Source organism: Pseudosporangium ferrugineum, from assembly GCF_003002065.1.
Classification (GTDB): domain Bacteria; phylum Actinomycetota; class Actinomycetes; order Mycobacteriales; family Micromonosporaceae; genus Actinoplanes; species Actinoplanes ferrugineus_A.
This window is the reverse complement of record NZ_PVZG01000003.1, coordinates 280,909-303,095: the sequence shown is the minus strand read 5'-3', so window position 1 is coordinate 303,095 and position 22,187 is coordinate 280,909. Positions and strand designations below refer to the sequence as shown.

17 protein-coding genes and 1 pseudogene are annotated in these 22,187 nt (G+C 72.9%); 11 read left to right on the top strand and 7 right to left on the bottom strand.

The genetic code is table 11. The features are described 5' to 3' along the window. Positions 1 to 77: 77 nt before the first annotated feature. On the top strand, positions 78 to 3,422 hold the full coding sequence (locus tag CLV70_RS08685; protein WP_106125871.1) for an efflux RND transporter permease subunit: 3,345 nt from the start codon (positions 78 to 80) through the stop codon (positions 3,420 to 3,422). A 69-nt stretch (positions 3,423 to 3,491) separates the two neighbouring features. Then, positions 3,492 to 4,730 (top strand): annotated as a pseudogene (locus CLV70_RS08680) (MFS transporter); the annotation flags it as partial. Positions 4,731 to 5,000: 270 nt separating this feature from the next. On the opposite strand, the gene CLV70_RS08675 reads toward CLV70_RS08680, so the two are convergent. Then, positions 5,001 to 5,567 (bottom strand): hypothetical protein, encoded by a 567-nt coding sequence (locus CLV70_RS08675; RefSeq protein ID WP_106125869.1) that lies wholly within the window; start codon positions 5,565 to 5,567, stop codon positions 5,001 to 5,003. 83 nt (positions 5,568 to 5,650) lie between these two features. Between CLV70_RS08675 and thrB the strand changes: the two genes are divergently transcribed. From thrB to CLV70_RS08660, 3 genes are all read left to right on the top strand, one after another. After that, positions 5,651 to 6,586, top strand: a complete 936-nt coding sequence (gene thrB / locus CLV70_RS08670; RefSeq protein WP_106126075.1) for a homoserine kinase — start codon at positions 5,651 to 5,653, stop codon at positions 6,584 to 6,586. A 299-nt stretch (positions 6,587 to 6,885) separates the two neighbouring features. Further along, positions 6,886 to 9,027, top strand: a complete 2,142-nt coding sequence (gene rho, locus CLV70_RS08665) for a transcription termination factor Rho (RefSeq protein WP_106125868.1) — start codon at positions 6,886 to 6,888, stop codon at positions 9,025 to 9,027. Between the two features lie 160 nt (positions 9,028 to 9,187). Beyond that, positions 9,188 to 10,405: a nitric oxide synthase oxygenase gene (locus tag CLV70_RS08660; protein WP_106125867.1), complete on the top strand. Its 1,218-nt coding sequence runs from the start codon at positions 9,188 to 9,190 to the stop codon at positions 10,403 to 10,405. Positions 10,406 to 10,429: 24 nt separating this feature from the next. Here CLV70_RS08660 and CLV70_RS08655 read toward each other — a convergent pair whose 3' ends face one another. The 3 genes from CLV70_RS08655 to CLV70_RS08645 are packed head-to-tail and all read right to left on the bottom strand — an operon-like array spanning position 10,430 to position 13,034. Then, complete coding sequence (locus CLV70_RS08655; RefSeq protein ID WP_106125866.1) at positions 10,430 to 11,062, bottom strand: RNA ligase family protein; 633 nt, start codon at positions 11,060 to 11,062, stop codon at positions 10,430 to 10,432. Beyond that, positions 11,062 to 11,958, bottom strand: coding sequence for a phosphatase domain-containing protein (locus CLV70_RS08650; RefSeq protein ID WP_106125865.1), 897 nt, complete (start codon positions 11,956 to 11,958; stop codon positions 11,062 to 11,064). Before CLV70_RS08650 ends, CLV70_RS08655 begins: the two co-directional genes overlap by 1 nt. Then, the gene (locus CLV70_RS08645) at positions 11,955 to 13,034 is read right to left on the bottom strand and encodes an RNA ligase (protein WP_106125864.1); all 1,080 of its coding nucleotides are present in this window, start codon (positions 13,032 to 13,034) and stop codon (positions 11,955 to 11,957) included. Before CLV70_RS08645 ends, CLV70_RS08650 begins: the two co-directional genes overlap by 4 nt. A 190-nt stretch (positions 13,035 to 13,224) precedes the next feature. On the opposite strand from CLV70_RS08645, the gene rpmE reads away from it, so the two are divergent. After that, positions 13,225 to 13,443: a 50S ribosomal protein L31 gene (gene rpmE / locus CLV70_RS08640; RefSeq protein WP_106125863.1), complete on the top strand. Its 219-nt coding sequence runs from the start codon at positions 13,225 to 13,227 to the stop codon at positions 13,441 to 13,443. 65 nt (positions 13,444 to 13,508) lie between these two features. Then, entirely contained in the window at positions 13,509 to 14,600 is a 1,092-nt protein-coding gene (gene prfA, locus CLV70_RS08635) for a peptide chain release factor 1 (RefSeq protein WP_106125862.1), read from the top strand. On the opposite strand, the gene CLV70_RS08630 is transcribed toward prfA, so the two are convergent. After that, a complete protein-coding gene (locus CLV70_RS08630) occupies positions 14,584 to 15,933 on the bottom strand; it encodes an outer membrane protein assembly factor BamB family protein (RefSeq protein WP_106125861.1) in 1,350 nt (449 codons plus the stop codon). The genes prfA and CLV70_RS08630 overlap by 17 nt on opposite strands. A 26-nt stretch (positions 15,934 to 15,959) precedes the next feature. After that, a complete protein-coding gene (locus CLV70_RS08625) occupies positions 15,960 to 17,465 on the bottom strand; it encodes a GGDEF domain-containing protein (RefSeq protein WP_106125860.1) in 1,506 nt (501 codons plus the stop codon). Between the two features lie 98 nt (positions 17,466 to 17,563). On the opposite strand from CLV70_RS08625, the gene prmC reads away from it, so the two are divergent. The 4 genes from prmC to CLV70_RS08605 are packed head-to-tail and all read left to right on the top strand — an operon-like array spanning position 17,564 to position 20,682. Beyond that, positions 17,564 to 18,439, top strand: a complete 876-nt coding sequence (prmC, locus tag CLV70_RS08620; protein WP_211303689.1) for a peptide chain release factor N(5)-glutamine methyltransferase — start codon at positions 17,564 to 17,566, stop codon at positions 18,437 to 18,439. A gap of 37 nt (positions 18,440 to 18,476) precedes the next feature. After that, positions 18,477 to 19,121, top strand: a complete 645-nt coding sequence (locus tag CLV70_RS08615; RefSeq protein ID WP_106126074.1) for an L-threonylcarbamoyladenylate synthase — start codon at positions 18,477 to 18,479, stop codon at positions 19,119 to 19,121. Positions 19,122 to 19,123: 2 nt separating this feature from the next. After that, positions 19,124 to 19,750 (top strand): arsenate reductase/protein-tyrosine-phosphatase family protein, encoded by a 627-nt coding sequence (locus CLV70_RS08610; protein WP_106125858.1) that lies wholly within the window; start codon positions 19,124 to 19,126, stop codon positions 19,748 to 19,750. Continuing rightward, positions 19,747 to 20,682, top strand: a complete 936-nt coding sequence (locus CLV70_RS08605) for an L-threonylcarbamoyladenylate synthase (protein ID WP_106125857.1) — start codon at positions 19,747 to 19,749, stop codon at positions 20,680 to 20,682. The genes CLV70_RS08610 and CLV70_RS08605 overlap by 4 nt, the downstream gene beginning before the upstream one ends. Here CLV70_RS08605 and CLV70_RS08600 read toward each other — a convergent pair. Next, on the bottom strand, positions 20,663 to 22,138 hold the full coding sequence (locus CLV70_RS08600; RefSeq protein WP_106125856.1) for an SDR family oxidoreductase: 1,476 nt from the start codon (positions 22,136 to 22,138) through the stop codon (positions 20,663 to 20,665). The genes CLV70_RS08605 and CLV70_RS08600 overlap by 20 nt on opposite strands. Positions 22,139 to 22,187: the final 49 nt, after the last annotated feature.

Below are 22,187 nucleotides of genomic sequence, written 5' to 3'. Positions count from 1 at the left end.
CTCCCTGCCCCCGTCGAAAACCATTTGTTCGCGTGGGGCAAACTATATGCCTTGGACGAACTTTCCCGGGGGAGCGCATGTCATTCCTGACCAGGCTCAGTCTCGCTAACCGAGGGCTGGTCGCCCTCATCGCGGTGGTGATCACCGGTTTCGGCATCTACACCATCCCGTCCCTCAAGCAGCAGCTCCTGCCCTCGCTCGAGTTCCCCGGGGCCTTCATCGGCGTGGTCCTGCCGGGCGCCAGCCCGGAGATCATGGAGGAGCAGGTCACCAGGCCGATCGAGGACGCCGTCAAGGGCGCCGACGGCCTGGACACCATCCAGTCGACCACCCGCGAGGGCTCGGCCACGATCATCGTGCAGTACGAGTTCGGCACCGACCTCGACAACGCGATCAACCAGCTGACCACCTCGGTCAACCGGATCCAGCCGACGCTCCCCGACAAGGTCGAGCCCACGATCTTCGCGGGCGGCACCGACGACATCCCGGCCATCGTCCTCGCCGCGACCGGCGGCTCCGACCAGTCCGACCTCGCGCAGCGGCTGGACCGTACGGTCGTACCGGAGCTCACCGCGATCGACGGCGTGCGCGACGTGCAGATCACCGGCACCCGCGACGAACAGGTCGTGATCAAGCCCGACCTGGCGAAGCTGGGCGCGGCCGGCGCCGACCCCCGCGCCATCACCACCCTGCTGCAGAACAACGGCATCTCGGTGCCCGCCGGCGCCATCACCGAGGGCGGGCGCTCGCTCAGCGTCCAGGTCGGCAGCCCGGTCACCTCGGTCGAGCAGCTCCGCGGCCTCTACCTCAACGGCAAGCGGGGCCCGGTCAAGCTGGGCGACGTCGCCTCGGTCACCAGCGAGGTGGCCACGGCCACGTCGTTCACGCGGACGGACGGGGTCGAGAGCCTCGGCATCGCGGTCACCGCCGCCCCCGACGGCAACGCGGTGGCGATCTCGCACGCCGTCCGCGACAAGCTCGCCGACCTGGAGGCCGGCTCCGGCGCCAAGCTGACCGTCATCACCGACCAGGCGCCGTTCGTCGAGAGCTCGATCGAGAGCCTCACCACCGAGGGCCTGCTCGGCCTGGTCATGGCCGTGATCGTCATCCTGGTCTTCCTGCTGTCGATCCGGTCCACGCTGGTCACGGCGGTCTCGATCCCGCTGTCGGTGCTGATCGCGCTCATCGGGCTGTGGATCGGCGACTATTCGCTCAACCTGCTCACCCTCGGCGCGCTGACCATCGCGGTCGGCCGCGTCGTGGACGACTCGATCGTCGTGCTCGAGAACATCAAACGGCATCTCGGGTACGGCGAGAGCAAGGTCCACGCCATCACGTCCGGCGTGAAGGAGGTCGCCGGCGCGGTGACCGCCTCCACGCTCACCACGGTGGCCGTGTTCGCACCGATCGCGCTCGTCGGCGGCTTCGTCGGGCAGCTGTTCGCGCCGTTCGCCATCACCGTCACCGTCGCGCTGCTCGCCTCGCTGTTCGTGTCGCTGACCGTCGTGCCGGTGCTCGCGTACTGGTTCCTGCGGCCCGCCGCGGGTGGCGCCGAGTCGGAGGCCGTACGCCGGGCCGCCGAGGAGAAGGAGCTGCGCAGCCCGCTGCAGCGCACGTACCTGCCGATCATCCGCTGGGTGACCCGCAGCCGCGGCACCCGCTGGGCCACCGTCGCGATCGGCGTCGTCGTGCTCATCGGCACGCTGGGGCTGGCCAGCAAGCTCGAGACCAACTTCCTCGACCAGTCCGGCCAGGACACCATCACGGTCACCCAGGACCTGCCGGTCGGCACCAGCCTGGCGGCGACCGACGAGGCCGCCAAGAAGGTCGAGGCGGTGCTGGCCGGGCGGGACGACGTGGAGACGTACCAGGTCACGGTCGGCAACGGCGAGTTCAACCCGTTCGTCGGCTCCGGCGGGGCCAGCGGCGCCAGCTTCAACGTGGCGCTCAAGGAGGACGCCGACGCCGTCAAGATCTCCGACGAGCTGCGCGAGCAGTTCAAGGGCATGACGGACGTCGGCGAGGTCACCGTCGGCGGCGACAACGGCACGGGCTTCGCCGCCGACCAGCTCGCGGTGATCGTGCAGGCCGCCGACCAGGACGCCCTCACCGCCGCCACCCGGCAGGTCCAGGACGCGATGGCCGGCACCAAGGACGTCACCGACGTGAGCACGACGCTCGCCGCCAGCGTGCCCCGCCTGGACGTGGTGGTGGACCGGGCCGAGGCCGCACGGCGGGGCCTGACCGAGGCCGCGGTGGGTCAGGCGGTGGCCGGCTCCTTCCGCTCGGCCCCGGCCGGGCGCATCACGGTCGACGGCTCCAGCCGGGACGTGGTCGTGACGTTCGGCGCGCCGCCCGCGGGCGCCGACGCCCTGCGCAAGCTGCCGATCACCGCGGCGAACGGCCAGCGGGTGCCGCTCGACACGGTCGCCGACGTCAAGGAGGTCGACGGCCCGGAGGAGGTCACCCGGATCGACGGGAACCGCAGCGCGACGGTCACCGGCACCGCCACCGGCTCCAACGTCGGCGCGACGACCACCGATCTGAAGAAGCGGCTCGACGCGCTGACCCTGCCGGCCGGCGCCTCGTACAGCATCGGCGGCGTCAGCCAGGACCAGGCCGACGCGTTCGCGGACCTCGGCCTGGCGGTGCTCGCGGCCATCGCGATCGTCTTCGTGATCATGGTGGCCACGTTCCGCAGCCTGCTCCAGCCGCTGCTGCTGCTCATCTCGATCCCGTTCGCGGCGACCGGCGCGATCGGCCTGCTGCTGGCCACGGGCACCCCGCTCGGCGTCCCGGCGCTCATCGGCGTCCTGATGCTGGTCGGCATCGTGGTCACCAACGCCATCGTGCTGATGGACCTCATCAACCACTACCGGCTCGCCGGGATGGGGGTCCAGGAGGCGGTCGTCGAGGGCGGCCGGCACCGCCTGCGCCCGATCCTCATGACGGCGATCGCGACCATCTTCGCCCTGCTCCCGATGGCGCTCGGCCTCACCGGCCAGGGCGGCTTCATCTCCCAGCCGCTGGCGATCGTGGTCATCGGCGGCCTGGTGAGCTCCACCCTGCTGACGCTGGTCCTGGTGCCGGCGCTCTACACGATGGTGGAGAACACCAAGCTGAAGGGCCGCGAACGACGCGAGCGCCGGCGGGCCCGCAAGGCGCTCTCGGCCGCCGGAACGACGGAGCAGGCCGCCGCCGCGCCCGCCGACACCCCGAAGCACGCGGCCGGCGGGCCCGAGCCTGTGGTGCCGGACGACGTGCCGGTCCCGGACTCGAGCGGCGGGGCGCACGAGGCCCCGGTGCCCGACCCGGCGCGGGCCGAGGCCGAACCGCCGGCGAGCGGGGCCCTGCGGGGCTACACGGACCAGTTCGAGGTCCTGAAGATGCCCCGCCGTCCCGCCTCCCCGCCGCCCGCCTGACCTGCGGGTAGTCCACCCGGTCACCGGCCGTTCCCGCTCGTGCGGGGACGGCCGGTACTGTTTGCGTACGTGGCAACCCCGTTCTCGGTCCTTACCGGCAACCGCGACTTCCGGCGCCTGTTCGCCGCCGAACTCGTCGTGTTCGGCGCCGACTGGTTCGTCATGGTGCCGCTGCTCGTGCTCCTGCCCGAACTCACCGGCAGCGGCGTGTGGGGCGCGCTCGTGCTCGCCGCCGACACCGGGATCACCGCGGTGCTGCTCCCGTACGCCGGCACCGTCGCCGACCGGCTGGACCGCCGCACCATCCTGATCGCCGCAAACCTGGCCGCGCTCGTCGCGACGCTGCTGCTCTTCCTCGTCCGCTCGGCGGCGACCGCCCCGCTGGCCCTGGTCGCCATCGGCGCGGTGGCGGTGGCCAAGGCGTTCTACTCCCCGTCCGCCCAGGCGGCCCTGCCGAACGTCGTCGAGCCCGAGGACCTGGCGGCGGCCAACGCGATAGCCGGCTCGGCGTGGGGCACGATGACCATCGTCGGCGCCTCCCTCGGCGGCATCGTGAGCAGCGTCGCCGGCCCGTACGTGAGCTTCGCCGTGGCCGCCGCGGGCCTGCTCACCGCGGCCGTCGTGACGTCCCTGATCCGCCGCCCGCTGCAGGCGCCCCGGGACACGACCGCCGTCCCGCCGCGTACGTGGCACGCGCTCCTGGAGGCGTTGCGCTACATCGGTGCCCGTCCCCGCATCCGGGCCCTGGTGACGGTGAAGTCGGCGGTCGGCCTCGGCAACGGCGTGCTCACCGTCTTCCCGCTGCTCGCCGGCATGTACGGGGTCGGCTCGCTGGGGGCGGGGCTGCTCTTCGCCGTACGCGGCGCCGGCGCCCTGGTCGGCCCGCTGGTCATGCGCCCGGTCCTGAACCACCGCTCGTGGCTGCTCCCCGGCCTCGCCCTGTCGATGAGCCTGTACGGCCTGGGCTACCTCGGCGTGGCGGCGGCACCGTGGTTCCCGCTCGTGCTCGCGCTGGTCTTCGTCGCCCACTTCGCCGGCGGCACCAACTGGGTCCTGTCCAACTACGCCCTCCAGGGCGAGGTGCCGGACCGCCTCCGCGGCCGCGTCTTCGCCACGGACATGATGCTCGCGACCCTGGCGATCTCGGTCAGCCAGCTGGGCGCGGCCCTGTTCGTGGACCACGTCGACGAGCGGGTCATCCTGGTCTCCTGCGGTTCGATCACCCTGCTGTACGCCATCGGCTGGCGCATCGCGACCCGCAACCTCTCCCTGGCGGACGACCCCCCACCCGCCACCGACGAGCCGACACCGGCGTCCAGCGAGCCCACGGCCGCGCCCGCCGGGCCAGCGAGGGCGTCCAGTGAGCCCACGGCTGCGGTCGGCGGGCCAGCGAGGGCGTCCAGTGAGCCCACGGCGGCCGGCGAGAGCGACCCCGACCCGCAACCTCAGAGGTAGGACGCCTCGGCACCGCTGGCCGAAGCGGCTCCAGAGTGCAGCATGCATCGTCGGCCTGAAGCTATGCCCGGCCGGGTGTTCGATGTGATCTCGGCCGCGGGTCGTCAGGGCGCGGCGGGCCGCCTATGCGCGGGGCGGAGACGAAGGCTGTCCGGGGAAGACCGGCCCGGGCGCGGGCGACGGCGGCTGGAATGCGGACTGCTGCGGCTGCTGGAACGCCGGTTGCCCGGGCTGCTGCGGCTGCTGGAACGCCGGTTGGCCGGGCTGTTGGAACGCCGGTTGGCCGGGCGGCTGGAACGTCGGGTGCTCGCCCGGGCGGAACGGGGCCGGTTCGTAGGGGGAGCCGCCGAACGGGCCGTCGCCGGAGGGTGCGCGGGTCACCACCGCCGCGATCAGCAGGCCCAGCCCGGCCGCGAGCAGCAGGCTCAGCAGGATGCCCACGATCAGCGAGAGCACCCCGTAGGTCGTCGCCCGGTAGTCGAACGAGCTGATCAGCTGGGGCAGCACCACCAGCCAGACCACCTCGAGGACCTGGCACGCGGCCAGTATGCCCAGGCCGAGCCGGGCCAGCATCGTGCTGCGCGGGCCGAGGCGGGCGCGGCGGGACGCGACCACGATGAAGCCCGCGATCAGCACGGCCAGCACCGGGAGGTGGATGAGGACGCCCGAGAGCAGGTATCCGACGGTCATGGCCGAGACCGTAACCCAGGGGTGCGACATTCCCGGGTCCGGCGGGTGACGCGCCGTTGATGATCTCGGCCTAGCATGTGGCGATGGGCCTGACCTTCGTCTCCGAGCCGGTGCGGGTGCGTACCCCGGCGACCAGCGCCAACCTCGGTCCGGGCTTCGACACGCTGGGCCTCGCGCTCGCGCTCTACGATGACCTTTCCGCCCGGGTGACCGGCGACCGGTTCACCGTGTCCGTGACCGGTGAGGGCGCCGGCGAGCTGCCCGGCGACGAGTCGCACCTGGTCGTGCGGGCGATGCTGCGGACCTTCGACGAGCTGGGCGGGCGGCCGCCGGGCGTGGCCGTGGCGTGCGTGAACCGGATTCCGCAGGCCAGGGGGCTGGGCTCCTCCTCCGCGGCGATCGTGGGGGGCGTGCAGCTGGCCCGGGCGCTCGCGCGTGAGCCGATCAGCGACGAGGACGCGTTGCGGATCGCCGCGGACCTGGAGGGGCACCCCGACAACGTCGCGCCCTGCCTGCTCGGCGGGTTCACCATCGCGTGGACCGAGGTTTCCGGGGCGCGGGCCGTGCGGTTGGGCACGGCTGAGGGCGTACGGGCGACGATTTTCGTCCCTCAGGAACGTGGCCTGACCTCGACGGCGCGGGCGGCGCTGCCGGCGAGCGTGCCGCACGCGGACGCCGCGTTCAACACCGGGCGGGCGGCCCTGCTGGTGCACGCGTTGCGGTCCCAGCCGGAGCTGCTCTTCGCGGCGACCGAGGACCGGCTGCACCAGGGTTACCGGGCCGAGGCCATGCCCGGCACCACGTCACTTGTCGCATCTCTGCGATCGCTCGGCGTGGCGGCCGTGGTGAGCGGCGCCGGGCCGACGGTGCTGGCATTGAGCCCTGTACCAGGGGATTTCCATCCGGGAACAGCGTGGCGCGCCGAGACGTTGAGCGTGGATGCCACCGGAGCCCTTGTCAAAGGGGGTATGGTGGAACACGCCGAGCGGGACCCTGTTGCCGCAGGTCGCAAGAGTTGACTACGCTCAAGACCTAGCACAGCCGCGAAGCAAGCGATCTCTCTGCGGTTCGGCGTGCACCCCCGAGACATATGCCGATCTGGCTCGTCTCAATTCTTTCAAGGCACACGCCGAGCAGCAGGTTATCGATCGCTGCACTCGCCGAGACCTATCCGTCAGTGTCAGACGGGTCGGGAAACCGTCGAGCTGCCGTGCTGCAAAACTCCCGCGCCGCAGGTGCGAAGCGGGATCCGAGGGCACCCGGCCACCAGGCTGCTGCAGACCCGGGTGGTCTTGGCTTTTTCGACGGAAGGAATCCATTGAGCGACACCACCGACGTGACGTCGGGTGTTTCTGACGTCGCTGACGGCGCCACCACCGCGGCTGTCACCAAGCGCCGCCGCGGCGGCACCGGGCTGTCCGCGATGCTGCTGCCCGAGCTGCAGAGCCTCGCCGCGTCCCTCGGCATCTCCGGCACCGCCCGGATGCGCAAGGGCGAGCTGATCACCGCGATCTCGGAGCGCCAGAACGGCGGAGCTCCCGCGGCCGCCGCTGCCGAGACCACCCCCCGGCCGCGCCGCACCAACGGCTCGTCGGGCCGGTCCGGAACCGCCGCCCAGGCGGAGACCCTGCCGATCGCCGAGCCGGTGCGCACCGAGCCCGCCGCCGCCCCCGTGGCCGAGCAGCAGCCCGCCGCGCCGCCGGCCGTCGTGCAGACCGCCGCCGCCCCGGCGACCGAGCAGGCCCCCGCCACCGAGCAGCCCGAGCGGGAGCAGGGCCGCCGCAGCCGCCGGGACCGCCAGGACCGGCCGGAGCGCGAGCAGGGCGACGCCCGCACCGACAGCGCCGACGGAGGCGCCCGCACGGACGGCGCCGACACCGCCGAGCGCGGCGACCGGGGTGACCGGCCCGAGCGCGGCGAGCGCAACCGTGACCGCCAGCGCAACCAGCAGCGCTCCGAGGGCGGCGACCGCAACGACCGGGGCGAGCGCTCCGAGCGTGGCGACCGGCCCGAGCGCTCCGAGCGCAACGATCGGCCCGAGCGCAACGACCGGGACCGCAACGACCGGGACCGCAACGACCGTGACCGGAACGACCGGGACCGCAACGATCGCGGTGACCGTAACGACCGGGGTCCGCGCAACGACAGCCACGACGATGATGACAACGACGGCGGCGAGGGCGGGCGGCGCAGCCGGCGCAGCCGCTTCCGGGACCGCCGGCGTGGCCGGGACCGCGACGGCGGCGAGGGCGGCGGCCGGGACGGTGGCCGCGAGGGCGGGCGCGACGGCGGGCGCGAGCCGCACGTCAACGAGGACGACGTCCTCGTTCCGGTGGCCGGCATCCTCGACGTGCTCGACAACTACGCGTTCGTGCGGACGACCGGCTACCTGTCCGGCCCCAACGACGTGTACGTGTCGATGTCCCAGGTCAAGAAGCACGGCCTGCGCCGCGGCGACGCGGTCACCGGTGCCGTGCGCGCCGCCACCCGCGACGGTGGCGGCGGTGACCAGCGGCGGGACAAGTACAACCCGCTGGTGCGCCTGGACACGATCAACGGGATGGAGCCCGAGGAGGCGCGCCGCCGCCCCGAGTTCTACAAGCTCACCCCGCTCTACCCGCAGGAGCGTCTGCGGCTGGAGACCGAGCCGCACATCCTGACCACGCGCGTCATCGACCTGGTGATGCCGCTCGGCAAGGGCCAGCGGGCCCTGATCGTCTCGCCGCCGAAGGCCGGCAAGACGATGGTGCTGCAGGCGATCGCCAACGCGATCACCCACAACAACCCCGAGTGCCACCTGATGGTCGTGCTGGTCGACGAGCGGCCCGAAGAGGTCACCGACATGCAGCGCTCGGTCAAGGGCGAGGTCATCGCGGCCACGTTCGACCGGCCGCCGCAGGACCACACCACGGTCGCCGAGCTGGCGATCGAGCGGGCCAAGCGCCTCGTCGAGCTGGGCCACGACGTGGTCGTGCTGCTCGACTCGGTGACCCGGCTCGGCCGGTCGTACAACCTGGCGGCGCCGGCCTCCGGACGCATCATGTCCGGTGGTATCGACTCGACCGCCCTCTACCCGCCGAAGCGGTTCCTCGGCGCGGCGCGCAACATCGAGAACGGCGGCTCGCTGACGATTCTCGCCACCGCGCTGGTGGAGACCGGCTCGATGATGGACACGGTCATCTTCGAGGAGTTCAAGGGCACGGGTAACGCGGAGCTCAAGCTCGACCGGAAGATCGCCGACAAGCGGACCTTCCCGGCCATCGACATCCACCCGTCCGGCACCCGCAAGGAAGAGATCCTGCTCGGCAAGGAAGAGCTGGCGATCGTCCACAAGCTGCGCAAGGTGCTGAGCTCGCTGGAGTCGTCGGCGGCCCTGGATCTTCTGCTCGACCGGCTCAAGCAGTCCCGGACGAACATCGAGTTCCTGATGCAGATCGCGAAGTCGACGCCCGGGGAGTAAGTAGTTCTTCCCGGCCCGGCTGAGTAAGGGTCAAAAGCGTCCGAAAAGGGGCGGTCACCGCAAGGTGGCCGCCCCTTGTCGCACATCGGGTGCGTTCGGGCGCGTCCGGGGTCGTGCGAACCTCCGGTATCACCTACTCGATCCGCCGGGAGGGCGTCCGATGATCGTGCCGGGATACCGGGACAATCCGTCGCCGCGATGGGATCCGGCCGCGCCGGCCGACCCCGGCGAAGCGGACGAGTTCCTGCGCCAGTGCTATGTGGAGAATCCGCGGCTGGGCCCGGTGGAACCGCGGCTGGCGATCGTCCGCGCGCAGATCGCCGCGACGGGCAGCTACGTGCACACCACGGAGGAGCTCGCGTACGGGGCGAAGCTGGCCTGGCGCAACGCGAGCCGCTGCATCGGCCGCCTCTACTGGCGCAGCCTGGTGGTGCTGGACCGGCGCCGCGCACGTACGGCGGACGAGATCTTCTCCCTGCTCGTGCACCACCTCCAGGCCGCCGGGGGAGGGCAGCAGGCCGGCAAGCTGCGCCCGGTCATCAGCATCTTCGCGGCGGCGCAACCGGGTCAGCCGTACGCGAAGGTGTGGAACGAACAGCTCCTGCGCTACGCCGGGTACCGCACCGAGGACGGCGGCGTGGTGGGCGACCCGCGCAACGCCGACTTCACCGCGCGCATGCAGGGCTTCGGCTGGCAGGGCAAGGGCGACGCCTTCGACATCCTGCCGCTCGCCGTGGAGGTGCCGGGCGAGCCCGTACGCCTCTACGGGCTGCCCGAACGCGCCGTCCTCGAGGTGCCCATCGCGCACCCCGACTACGGCTGGTTCGTCGAGCTGGGCCTGCGCTGGCACGCCGTACCGGCGATCTCGAACATGCGCCTGTCGATCGGCGGCGTGACGTACCCGCTCGCGCCGTTCAACGGCTGGTATCTCGGCAGCGAGATCGGCGCCCGGAACTTCGCCGACACCGACCGCTACGACATGCTCCCCACGGTCGCCGCGCGGATGGGGCTGGACACCAGCCGCGAGTCGACGCTGTGGCGCGACCGCGCGCTGGTCGAACTGAACCGGGCGGTGCTGTGGTCGTTCGAGAAGGCCGGCGTACGGATCAGCGACCACCACACCGAGTCCCAGCGCTTCCTCACCCATCTGGGCAACGAGGAGCGGGCCGGCCGCCGGGTGCCGGCCGACTGGAGCTGGATCGTCCCGCCCATCTCCGGCGGCATCACGCCGGTGTTCCACCGCTACTACGACGAACTGGACCTGAAGCCCAACTTCTATCCGCTCGAGGAGATCGGGGGAGAAACGGGCCAGGGATGCCCACGGTCGGGCAATCCGGCGCGTTCGCACATGGACGGCGCGAAAGCCGACTTGCCATGATCGGCTCCATCGATCCCTCCGGCGTCAGGCGAACTCGTTGACCGGGAAATCGTCGCGGTGACGCCACGCAGCGTCGGTGCGCACGTGGTCGGGGCGTACCCATTTCAGGAGCTTGAGCGGGAACTCCCCGGCCGGGATGCGGCCGGCGCTGCGCACCACGAACCCCTCGGAGGTCTCCGGGGTGTGCCGGCGCGACCAGGCGGCCCGCGCCTCGGTCAGGCTGCCGCCGCGGTAGAGCACCGGCACCACCGGCAGTTCCAGGCGCTGCGCCCAGTCGACGGTGTCGTCCCAGCCGAGCAGGGTGTCCGTCTCGTCCCAGATGCCGAAGACCATGAAGACGCCCGGCAGATCCGTGTACGCGATGCTGCGCCGCGCCCACATCGACTCCCCGCAGACCCGCCAGTCGTCCGGTATCCGGTAGGCGGTCATCGCCCACAACGCCTTGGCGGGGCGGTCCCACGGCTGCGTGCCGGAGTCGAGGGAGCGGGCGTACATCGCGTCCCGGGTGAAGGTGAGGTTGCCGCCGTCGAGTTTCTCGGTGACCACCAGCTCGCCGTCCAACCAGGACAGATCGTGCTGCACCTTGTCGTCGGCGGTGGCGCCGGGTGAGTCGGGCAGGTGGAAAGTACGCGGATACTTGCCCGCCTGCCCGCTCATCAGAAGTCCCCCTCCGCCACCTGGAAGACGGTCAGCCCCAGCGCCCGCCACATGCGCACGACCTGCTGCCGGTCGTCGAAGACGCCGACGACGCGCCAGCGGTCCCGGACCTCCCGGTCGAAGATCTCCCGCTTGACGATCGCGTCCTTGCGCGAGTCGCCCTCGGGCCGCATGAAGAGTCCTTCGTACGGCACATCGACGTAAAGGTCCAGCCAGGCCTCGGTCTCGGACCGGCAGACCGCGTCCCGGCCGGAGCAGAACACGATGGCGTGGCCGGCCGCGTGCATCGCCCGGACCGCCGCGATCACCGCCGGGTTCGGCAGGTCCGAGCCGACCCGGTGCCAGTCGTACGGGCTCCGGTCGTGCATCAGCGCCACCGTGCCGTCGATGTCCACCAGCACGGCGTCGGGCAGCTCCGGATCCGGCCGGTAGACGACGCCGGGGCCGCCCGGGTCGACGTACGGGACCGGCAGCGGAAGGTTCCGGCCCGCCAAGTACCGCTCGTGCATGCGCCGGATGGCCGCCTCGCCGACCCGTTCGTCCCCGTCGCGGTCGGCGTCGCGGCGGACGCACTCCTCCACCGGCACGTCGGTGAAGTCGTGCACCTCGAACGTCGCGTGGAACCGGGCCGCCAGCTCCGCCCACTCGCGTACCGTCTTCGCCCGCAGGTTGGTGTCGTCGACGATCACGTCGCCGTGCGCGCGCAGCAGCGCCTCGACGGCGGCCCGCTGGGCCTGGGTGACCTGGGCCTCGGCGCGCTGCGTGAACAGCCGCTGCCCGTGCAGCATCCGCCGCAGGTCGTCGCGGTTGACCCGGACGACCTGCGGCTGCAGCTTGCGGGCGAACGTGGTCTTGCCCGAGGCGGGCAGCCCCCGCGTGATCAACAGCCTGGTCATTCCTCACCCACCCGATTGCCACCCGGCGTGACGTCTCCCGCCGGCCGGACGAGCTGCCACAGGCCGGGACGGTAGTCCTTGCCGTCCAGCCGCAGGAACAGCGCGCCGCGGTGGGCGCTGCGCACGGCGCGGGCCGCGAACTCGCGCCGCCCCCAGCCGTCGGGAAGGCCGTTCACGATGGTCCGGTACTCCTTCTCCACCTGTTCGGCCAGCTCCTCGACGGAGGCGGTCAGCTCGGCCGCCACCGCGCGGACCCACGCGTGGAACTCGTCGGGCAGCGGTTCCGTCAGCGCGTCCAGGTCGCCGCCGCCGACCAGAACCTCCCATACCGTACGGGCGGAAAGGCCCGTGACCAGCCGGTGCAGCCGGACGTACGCGGCGTACTTGATCTTCACCCGCTCGTCCGTATCGAGCAGGTGCAGCACCAGCCCCTCCCGCCCGTCGCGCGGGGGAGCGGCCAGCGCCTCGGCCGGCGTCGTGTACTCGAACGAGCTAGCCGCCGGGCCGGGCCACTCCGGCACGGCCGCCGGCCCGTACGTCCGCCCGGTGGCGATCTCCACGGCCCCGAGCAGCACCAGGTCGTCCAGGCCGCCGTAGTCGACCACGATCCGGTTCTCCGGGTAGATGATCTCGACCAGCACGGTGAGCCCGGCCGGCGGTGCGAACTCCGCGTACCGCGTGCGCAGCACCCGGGTGGCGTGCAGCGCCTGCTCGGACGCGAACGAACCGCGGGTCGCCACCGCCCAGCCGTCCCCGTCCGGGTAGATGATGCCGAGCGAGCCGTCGACCTTCTCGGTCACCGCGACCCTCGCCTCCGGTCGAAGGACCGGCGCGTGCGACTCGGTGTGGTTGAAGAACTTCGGCAGCGGGCGGGCGAGCACGCGGCCGGTGGACTCGTCGGCGATCAGGCCGCGGCAGGCGAGGGTCACCGGGGTCCAGGCGCCGGCGTACTGGCAGGCCTCGGTGTAGTTGTAGATCACGTACGGCCGCGAGGGGTGGCGCTGCGTCCGGACGTGCCCGTTTTCGAGGGCGGCGGTCAGTTCGACCGGGTCGAGGACGTCGTGGAGCAGCGTCATGGCAGGTTCCTTTCCGCGTGGGAATGCCGGGAGGGCCGCTCACGTTAACCAGCACGGACCAGCAAGCGCCTCCTGATTTCAGGTCCGGAGGCCGGGCATGGCACACTGGTCCATCGGCCAGCAAAGGTTCCGGTTCACGCCCTGAAGACTCGGCGACCCGGCGACCGCCAACGAGAGGGACCGAGAAGACATGAAGAGCGGCATCCACCCGGAGTACACGACCACCGAGGTCGTCTGCTCCTGCGGCAGCACTTTCACGACCCGCAGCACCGCCAAGGGCGACATCCGCGTCGAGACCTGCAGCGCCTGCCACCCGTTCTACACGGGCAAGCAGCGCGTGCTGGACACCGCGGGCCGGGTCGCCAAGTTCCAGGCGAAGTACGCGAAGGTCAACGCCGGCAAGAAGTAACTGCCTCGACGGCGCCCGGTTCCGCAGCAGCGGGGCCGGGCGTCGTCGGTATGTAGGGGGAACTTGTGAGCAACGACCGGCTGACCACGCTGCTGGACGAGTACGCGCAGCTCGAGAAGCAGATGGAGGATCCCTCCATCCACTCCGACCAGGCCCTGGTGCGCCGGGTCGGGCGGCGCTTCGCCGAGCTGGCGCCGCTGTACGCCGCCCACACCGAGCTCGAGGCCGCGCGCGCCGACCTGGCCGCCGCCAAGGAGCTCGCCGCGGAGGATCCGTCGTTCGCCGGCGAGGTCGAGGCGGTCGCCGCCGTGCTGCCCCCGCTGGAGGAGAAGCTCGGCGAGATGCTGATCCCCCGGGACCCGCACGACGCCAAGGACGTCATCGTCGAGATCAAGGCCGGCGAGGGCGGTCAGGAGTCGGCCCTGTTCGCCGGCGACCTGCTGCGGATGTACACCCGGTACGCGGAGCGCCGCGGCTGGACGGTCGAGGTCATCGACGCGCAGGAGTCCGACCTGGGCGGCGTCAAGGACGTCTCGGTCGCGGTGAAGACGAAGGGCGTGCCCGAGGGCGGCCACGGCGTCTGGTCCCGGCTGAAGTGGGAGGGCGGGGTGCACCGCGTCCAGCGGGTGCCCGTCACCGAGTCGCAGGGGCGGATCCACACGTCCGCGGCCGGCGTGCTGGTGCTGCCCGAGGCCGAGGACGTCGACGTGCAGATCGATCCGGGCGACATCCGGGTGGACGTGTTCCGCTCGTCCGGGCCCGGCGGGCAGTCCGTCAACACCACCGACTCGGCCGTACGCATCACGCACCTGCCCACCGGCATCGTGGTGAGCTGCCAGAACGAGAAGAGCCAGCTGCAGAACCGGGAGCAGGCGATGCGCATCCTGCGGGCCCGGCTGCTGGCCGCCGCCCAGGAGGAGGCCGACGCCGCCGCGTCCGACGCCCGCAAGGCCCAGGTGCGTACCGTCGACCGGTCCGAACGCATCCGGACGTACAACTTCCCGCAGAACCGGATCACCGACCATCGCATCGGCTACACCGCGTACAACCTGGATCTGGTCCTGGGCGGTGAGCTGGACGCCGTGCTGGACGCGCTCGCGGAGGCCGACCGGGCCGCCCGGCTGGCGGGCGGGTCGGAGATCAGCCGACGTCCGTGACCGTGAGCCCGTCCCGGGTCACGCAGGCCAGCAGGTGGCCGCTCGCCAGGCAGCCGTAGTCGGCCACCGGTTCGATGGTGCCGCGCACCTGGATCCCGCCGTCGCGCAGGTCGAGCAGCCCGACGGACATCACGCCGGTGGGCTGCTCGGTGCGCTTCAGCACGTAGACGTTCCCGGCCGTCGGCGCCGAGCGGTCCCAGACCAGGGACGTGTTGCCGAGGTCGGCTATCCGGCGCCCGGTCGCGCTGTCGATGAGGGAGTGCTGGGCCGCCGCGCGTTCGTCGGTGGCGAGGAGCCGGTCCGGGCCCAGCGACAGGACGCTCGTCACGTCGCCGGCCTGCCAGCGCAGCGCCCCGGACTCCCGGTCGTAGCCCGAGATCCCGGTGCGGCCGGTGACGCAGAAGACCTGACCGCACGGGACGGAGACGCCGTACGAGCGGTCCGTGATCTGCCATTTGCGGCGCAGGGTCTCGGTGTCGTACGCGGTGATCGTGCCGTCGCCCTCCCGGACGTTCTCGACGACGAACATGTGCCGGTCGACGACGGTGTTCGTGTACGAGCTGTCCTCGCCGGCGCCGTCGTGCCACGGCATCTTCCCGGTGGCCACCTTCCGCCCGTCGGCGACGTCGTAGACGGTCACCCGGCCCTGCGGCGTGACGGTGAGCAGCCGGTCGGCGCCGGCCTCCAGGACGCCGCGCGCCACCCAGGTCTCGACGCCGCCGGCCGAGCGGGACCAGATCGGGGCGCCGTCGCGCAGCCCCAGCACGGTCAGGGTGCGTACCGCGTTGCCGTCGGCCTGCCACTCGATGAGCAGCACCCGGCCGTCGCTGGTGCCGGCGAACTCGCCGGGACGCCGCCACAGCTGCCGGCCGGTGACCGCGTCGACGGCGACCGTCTCGCGGGTGAACGCGCGGTAGAGCTGGTGGCCCTCGTCGTTCGGGATCTGCACGACGGCGTCGGCGGCGGGCAGCAGCATCACGCCGGACTCCACCGAGCCGAACGAGGAGGCGTCGCCGACGTCCGGGAGCGACCACATCGGCTTGCCATCGCCCAGCCCGTACGCGGTCAGCGACGTCGATCCGGACTTGTGCAGCAGGTAGACCGCGTCGCCGGTGACGGTGAAGGCGTCGCCGTCCTGCTGGAACGGCACGGTCCAGAGCTGCCGGGGCGCGTGCGACTCGGGCAGCCCGGAACTCGTGAGCGTGAGCGCGCAGAGCGCCACGACCACCGCCGCCAGGATGCGCCGCACGTCGTCGCGGCGCAGGGGGCGCCGGGCCGGCCCGGCCGGCGGGTCGCCGCCGTCGGTGACCAGCCCGAGCTCGATGACGGTCATGTCAGGGAGCGTAGATCGTGGCCGCCTCAGGCGGGGGTGCGGTGCGCGGCCGCCGCGGCCAGCGCGGCGCCGAGGCTGCGCGTGTTGGCACCCACCTCGGACCAGCCGGCGGCCAGCCCGATCGGCGTGCCGGGGACCAGCACCTGCCAGTTCTCGCCGGCGGCCGCCGCGCTGATCCTGCGGGACACCTCGGCCGCCTGGGTGGGCCCGGCGCCCGGCAGCACCACCACGAACTCGTCGCCGGCGAAGCGGGCCACGAAGTCGCCGCGGCGCATCACCCGGTTGAGCACCCCGGCGATGCGCTGGAGCACCAGGTCGCCGCAGTGCCGGCCGTGCCGGGCGTTGACCGCGCTGAAGCCGATCAGGTCGCAGACGCCGATGGCCGCGCGCTCGCCGCGGGCCAGCATGGCCGCCACGTACCGCTCGAGCTGGCGGCGGTTGGGCAGGCCGGTGAGCGGGTCGGTGAGGGTCTCGTCGCCGTAGCGGCCGGCGTCGCGCTGCGTCTCCTGGGCGTCGAGGCGGGCGGCGACCCCGTCGAGATAGCCGTCGCGGAGCCGGTCGATGCGCTGGGCGGCGAGGCGGAACGCATACCGGTCCGCCTTGTGCGCGGCCTCGTGGTCGCCGGCCGCCGCGTGGCAGATGCTGCGCAGGCGGGCGGGCTCGGCGGGGCCGAGGATCTCCTGGGAGACCGGCACGGCGTCGAGCTTGCGCAGCGCGTCGGCGGGCCGGTCGGCGGCGATGTCCAGGCACACCCCGCCGAGGTGGCGCAGTTCCCGGGAACGGACGCTGTCCCCGCCGCTGGTGAACAGGTCGCCGATGTCGGTCTCGGTGTTCTCGCCGAGGGCGGCGCGGCGGGCCAGGGCGTACCCGTAGACCGGGCGGCTGCTGGGCCGCAGCCGGGTGTCGACGCCGGAGGCGACGTAGCGGGTCAGCTCGGCGTCGATGTCGCGCAGCACGCGCAGGCAGCCGTCGGTGTCGCCCTGGTGGTCGAGGGCGACCGCGTTGCGCAGCCGGATGCCCGGCGCGGCGAACAGCTCCTGGGCCATGCCGGCCGCGGCGCCGACCTGGCGGGCCTGCTCGATCGCGGTGAGCGCGTGGCCGTGGAAGCCGAGGTAGGAATACGCCATGGCCAGGTCGTGCCAGCCCCACGCGGTGTGGCTGTCGCCGTCCGGCACCGCCGCGAGGGCGCGGGAGGCCTGGACGAGGTGGGTGACGCCGCGGTCGAGCGCGCTCTGCAGGTGGGCGCCGAGCGCCGCGAAGGCGTGCATCTGGCCGCGCAGGTACGGGTCGGAGGTCTCGTGCACGGCGTTCGACGCGAGCGTCATGGCGGTGGCGAACTCGGCGACGCGACCCAGATTGATGAGCGAGCCGAAGCGCTGGACCAGGGCGTACGCCCGGGTGAGCGGGTCGGTGGTGACCTCGAGGACCTTGTCGTAGATCGGCAGCGCCTCCGCCGAGCGGCCGCCCTGCTGGAACTCACCGGCCCTTCGCAGATCGTCGACACAGTCCGGTAGCTGGTCCAACCAGGTCATGAGACCGCCACGGCCATTCAGGCCCCTCCTGCCGGCGTCGTTCATCGATCGACGACCCGGCCGGTCACCGTCGCGAAACGACGTCCCATGATTATGCCGTGACAGTCGCGCACGAACACCCCTCCGAGGGGACGGACCGGACGAGGTTGGCACCCTTGCTGGCGCGGGCCGCCGACCGGCTTGCGGTGGCCGGGGTGGAATCGCCCCGGGTCGATGCCGAGGTGCTCGCCGCGCACGTGCTCGGCATCGGCCGGGGCCGGCTGTTGCTCGTGGACACCGTGCGCGCCGGCGAGCGGCGCCGGTTCGAGGAACTCGTCGAGCGGCGGGCCGCGCGGATCCCGCTGCAGCACCTGCTCGGCACGGCGGCGTTCCGGCACCTGGAGCTGGCCGTCGGCGAGGGTGTGTTCGTGCCGCGGCCGGAGACGGAGCTGCTGGCTGGGTGGGGGATCGAGCACACCGCCCCGGGCGCCACGGTGGTGGACCTGTGCAGCGGCAGCGGCGCGCTCGCGCTCTCGATCGCCGACGAGGCCCGGCCGGCCCGGGTGGTGGCCGTCGAGCGCTCGCCCGGCGCGCTCGCCTTCCTGCGCCGCAATGCCCGGACCTTTCCTTCGGTACGCGTGACCGAGGCGGACGTGACGCGCCCGGACATCCTCCCCGAGCTGCACGGCCGGGTGGACGTGGTGCTGTGCAACCCGCCGTACGTGCCGGACGGGACCGCCGTGCCCCCGGAGGTCGCCGACCACGACCCGGCCGAGGCGGTCTTCGGCGGCGCCGACGGGCTGACCGTGATCCGGCCGGTGATCGCCCTGGCCGCGGCCCTGCTGAGGCCCGGCGGCGCGGTGGGCATCGAGCACGACGACACGCACGCGGAGGCCGTGCCGGCCCTGCTGCGCGCCGACGGCCGGTTCACCGGGGTGACCGCCCACGACGACCTCGCCGGGCGCCCGCGGTACGCGACGGCCCGGCGGGTCTGACGGCCGTCCGGGGCGCCATGGCAGACTGCATCTCGTGATGCTCTACGACTGCCGGGTTGTGTCCGAGCGCGACCGCGGCATCGCCGCCGCCGTGGAGGCGGTCAAGAGCGGTGAGCTGGTCGTCCTGCCCACCGACACGGTCTACGGGGTCGGGGCGGACGCCTTCACCCCGCACGCCGTCACCGCGCTGCAGAACGCCCGCGGTGTGGACCGCCGCGTCCCGCCGCCGGTGCTCGTCGGTTCCCGGCACACCCTGGACGGCCTGGTCTACTCGCTGCCCAAGGCCGCCCGGGAGCTGGCCGACGCGTTCTGGCCGGGCGCGCTGACGATCCTGGTGGAGCACTCGCCGAGCCTTCAGTGGGACCTCGGCGAGACCGGCGGGCGGGTCGCCGTGCGCATGCCGCTGCACCCGGTCGCGCTGGAGGTGCTGCGCGAGGTGGGGCCGATGGCCGTCACCACCGCCAACAAGACGGGCCAGGCCGCGCCGGTCACTGCTGAGGAGGCGCGGGACCAGCTCGAGTACGCGGTCCGCATCTACCTCGAGGCGGGCGTGGCCCACGATCCGGCGCCGAGCACGATCGTCGACGTGAGCGGTGACGTGCCCCGGGTGCTGCGGGACGGCGCGGTGGCGTACGAGAAGCTCCGCGACGTGGTCCCGGACATCCTGGCCGTGGGGTCCTGACCATGCCGCCGTTCACCGTCCTGCACGTGTGCATGGGCAACATCTGCCGGTCACCGATGGCCGAGCGGCTGCTCGTGCTCGCGGCGGCGCAGCGGCTGGCCAAGCTGGATCCCGACGCCGGCCTCGAGGACCTGCTGCACAGCGCCAGCGCCGGCACGGGCGGGTGGCACGAGGGCGAGGAGATGAACCCGCCGGCGGCGCGCCAGATCCGGCTGCGGGGCGGCAGCGTGGACGGTTTCGCCGCCCGCAAGCTGACCAGCGCCCACCTCGCCGAGGCCGACTTGATCCTCACCGCCACCGCCGATCAGAGCGACTACGTGCACGCCCTGCTGCCCGAGGCCGTCGGCCGCACGTTCGTCCTCGGCCACTTCGGCCGGCTGCTGCGCGAGCTCGACCCGGCACAGCTGCCGCCGGCCGGCACCGACCCGAAGGTGTTCGCGGACCGGGCCGCCGCCGTGGTCGCGGCCGCGGACCGGCGCCGCGGCGAGGACGAGCCGCTGCCCGGCGACGACCTCGACGACCCGTGGGGCCGCGGCGACCAGACCTTCCAGCGCGTCGCCGACGAGATCGACGAGTCCCTGTTCGCCCTGGCCGACGTCCTGCTGCCCGGGGCGCCGAGGCCGGCGTGATCGTTGCCGCGGACGCCGCCGGGATCCGCCGCGCGGCCGGGTTGCTGCGCGCCGGGTCGGTGGTCGCCTTCCCCACCGAGACCGTGTACGGCCTGGGCGCCGACGCCTTCTCGGCGAAGGCGGTCGCCGAGGTGTACCGCCTCAAGAACCGCCCGTCGTGGAACCCGCTGATCGTGCACGTGCCGCACGTCGTGGCGGCGCGGGAGCTGGCAGCCGGGTGGCCGGACGTGGCGAACGAGCTGGCCGCGGCGTTCTGGCCGGGACCGCTGACCCTCGTCGTCCGGCGGGCGCCGCACCTCACCCAGGTCGGCGCCGACACCGGCACGATCGCCGTACGGGTGCCCGCCCACGAGGTCGCCCTGCGCCTGCTGGAGGCCACCGGGCTGCCGCTCGCCGCGCCCAGCGCCAACCGCTCGGAGGGCATCTCGCCGACGACCGCCGAGCACGTGCTGCGCAGCCTGCCGGACGTGCCGCTGGTGCTGGACGGCGGCCCGGCCTCGTGGGGCATCGAGTCGACGGTCCTCGACCTCACCGGCGAGGTGCCGCGCCTGCTCCGCCCCGGCGCGCTCGGCCTGCGCGAGATCCGCGAGGTGACCGGCGCGATCGCGCTGCCCGGGGACGTGGCGGACGGCTCGGCCCGGCCCTCGCCCGGGATGAGCCGGCGACACTACGCGCCCAGGGCCAAGGTCGTGCTCACCGACGAGGTGGACCCGGCGGCGCTGGACCCGTCGGTGGGCGTGCTGACGTACGAGACGGCGGGCGTGCCGGGCGCCGAGATGCTCAGCGCCGAGCCGCGTGAGTACGCCGCCGACCTCTACGCGGCGCTGCACCGCCTCGACGACGCCGGGGTCGCGACGATCCTGGTGAAGACGCCGCCGGACACCGAGGAGTGGATGGCGGTCCGCGACCGGCTCAACCGCGCCTCGGCGTGACGGAGGCGCGGCGCTGTTCGGCGCCTCTGGCGATGTTGCGGGCCATGCCGCTGAAGACGATGCCGTGGAACGGCACGACGCTTGCCCAGTACGCGTGCCCGGCCAGCCCGCGCGGCACGAAGAGGGCCCGCTGGCGGTAGACGCTGGTGCCGCCGGGCCCGGGGGAGGCGGACATCTCCAGCCAGGCCCGCCCGGGAACCTTCATCTCGGCGCGCAGGCGCAGCAACTCGCCCGGCTTGATCTCCTCCACCCGCCACCAGTCCAGCGCCTCGCCGACGTAGAGGCGGTCCCGGTCGCGCCGGCCGCGGCGCAGGCCCACCCCGCCGACCAGCCGGTCCAGCCAGCCCCGCACCGACCAGGCGAGCGGGAACGAGTACCAGCCGTTCTCGCCGCCGACGCCCTCGATGATCCGCCAGAGCTCGTCCACCGGCGCCTCCACCGGCCGGGAGCGCTCGTCGCGGTAGATGGTGCCGCCGGACCAGGTGGGGTCGCTGGGCAGCGGCTCGGCGTCCGCGTCCGCGCCGACGGCGGTGGACCAGCGGGTCTCCACCTCGGCGTCGCGGACCTTGCCGAGCGCCAGCCGGACCGCCTCGTCGAAGCCCAGCCGCTCGCCGGGGGCGTACCGGGCGATGTCGTGCTCGTGGGCGACGGCCTCGTGGATCAGGCTGCCGACGAGCGGGCGCGCGATCGCGTTCGGCACCGGCGTGATCGCACCGACCCAGTGCGCGGAGAGCCAGGGGCTGAGCGGCCGCAACGGCAGGATGATCCGGCGGCGCAGGCCCGCCACCCGGGCGTAGCGCTGCATCATCTCGGCATACGTGAGCACGTCGGGGCCGCCGAGGTCGAAGCCGCGATTGACGTCCGGCGGCAGGCCGGCGGCGGCGATCAGGTAGCGCAGCACGTCGCGGACGGCGATGGGCTGGATCCGGTTGCGCACCCAGCGCGGCGTCACCATGACCGGCAGTCGCTCGGTCAGGTAGCGCAGCATCTCGAACGACGCGGAGCCGGATCCGATGATCACCGGTGCCCGCAGCACGGCGGTCGGCACGCCGCTCTCCAGCAGGATCCTCGCCACCTCCGCGCGGGACCGCAGGTGTGCCGAGGGGCGCTCGTCCGCCGGCGGTTCCGGGCCGCCGAGATAGACGATCCGCCGGACCCCTTTTGTGTACGCCGCCCGCGCGAAGTTGCGGGCCGCCTCCCGGTCGCGGCGCTCGAAGTCGCCGACGCCGAGCGAATGCACCAGGTAGTACGCGACCTCGACGCCCTCGAGGGCCGGCCCGAGCGTCGCCGGATCGGACAGGTCGCCCTCGACGACCTCGGCGCGGGACGCCCACGGGACGTCCCGGAGCCGGCCCGCGCTGCGCGAGAGAGCCCGTACCTGGTGGCCGGCGTCGAGGAGGCGGGGGACCAGGCGTCCGCCGATGTAACCCGTCGCCCCGGTGACCAGACATCGCATAACTCTCACTGTGCCCGCAGATGCGGCCACCTACGCCATATGCTCGTAG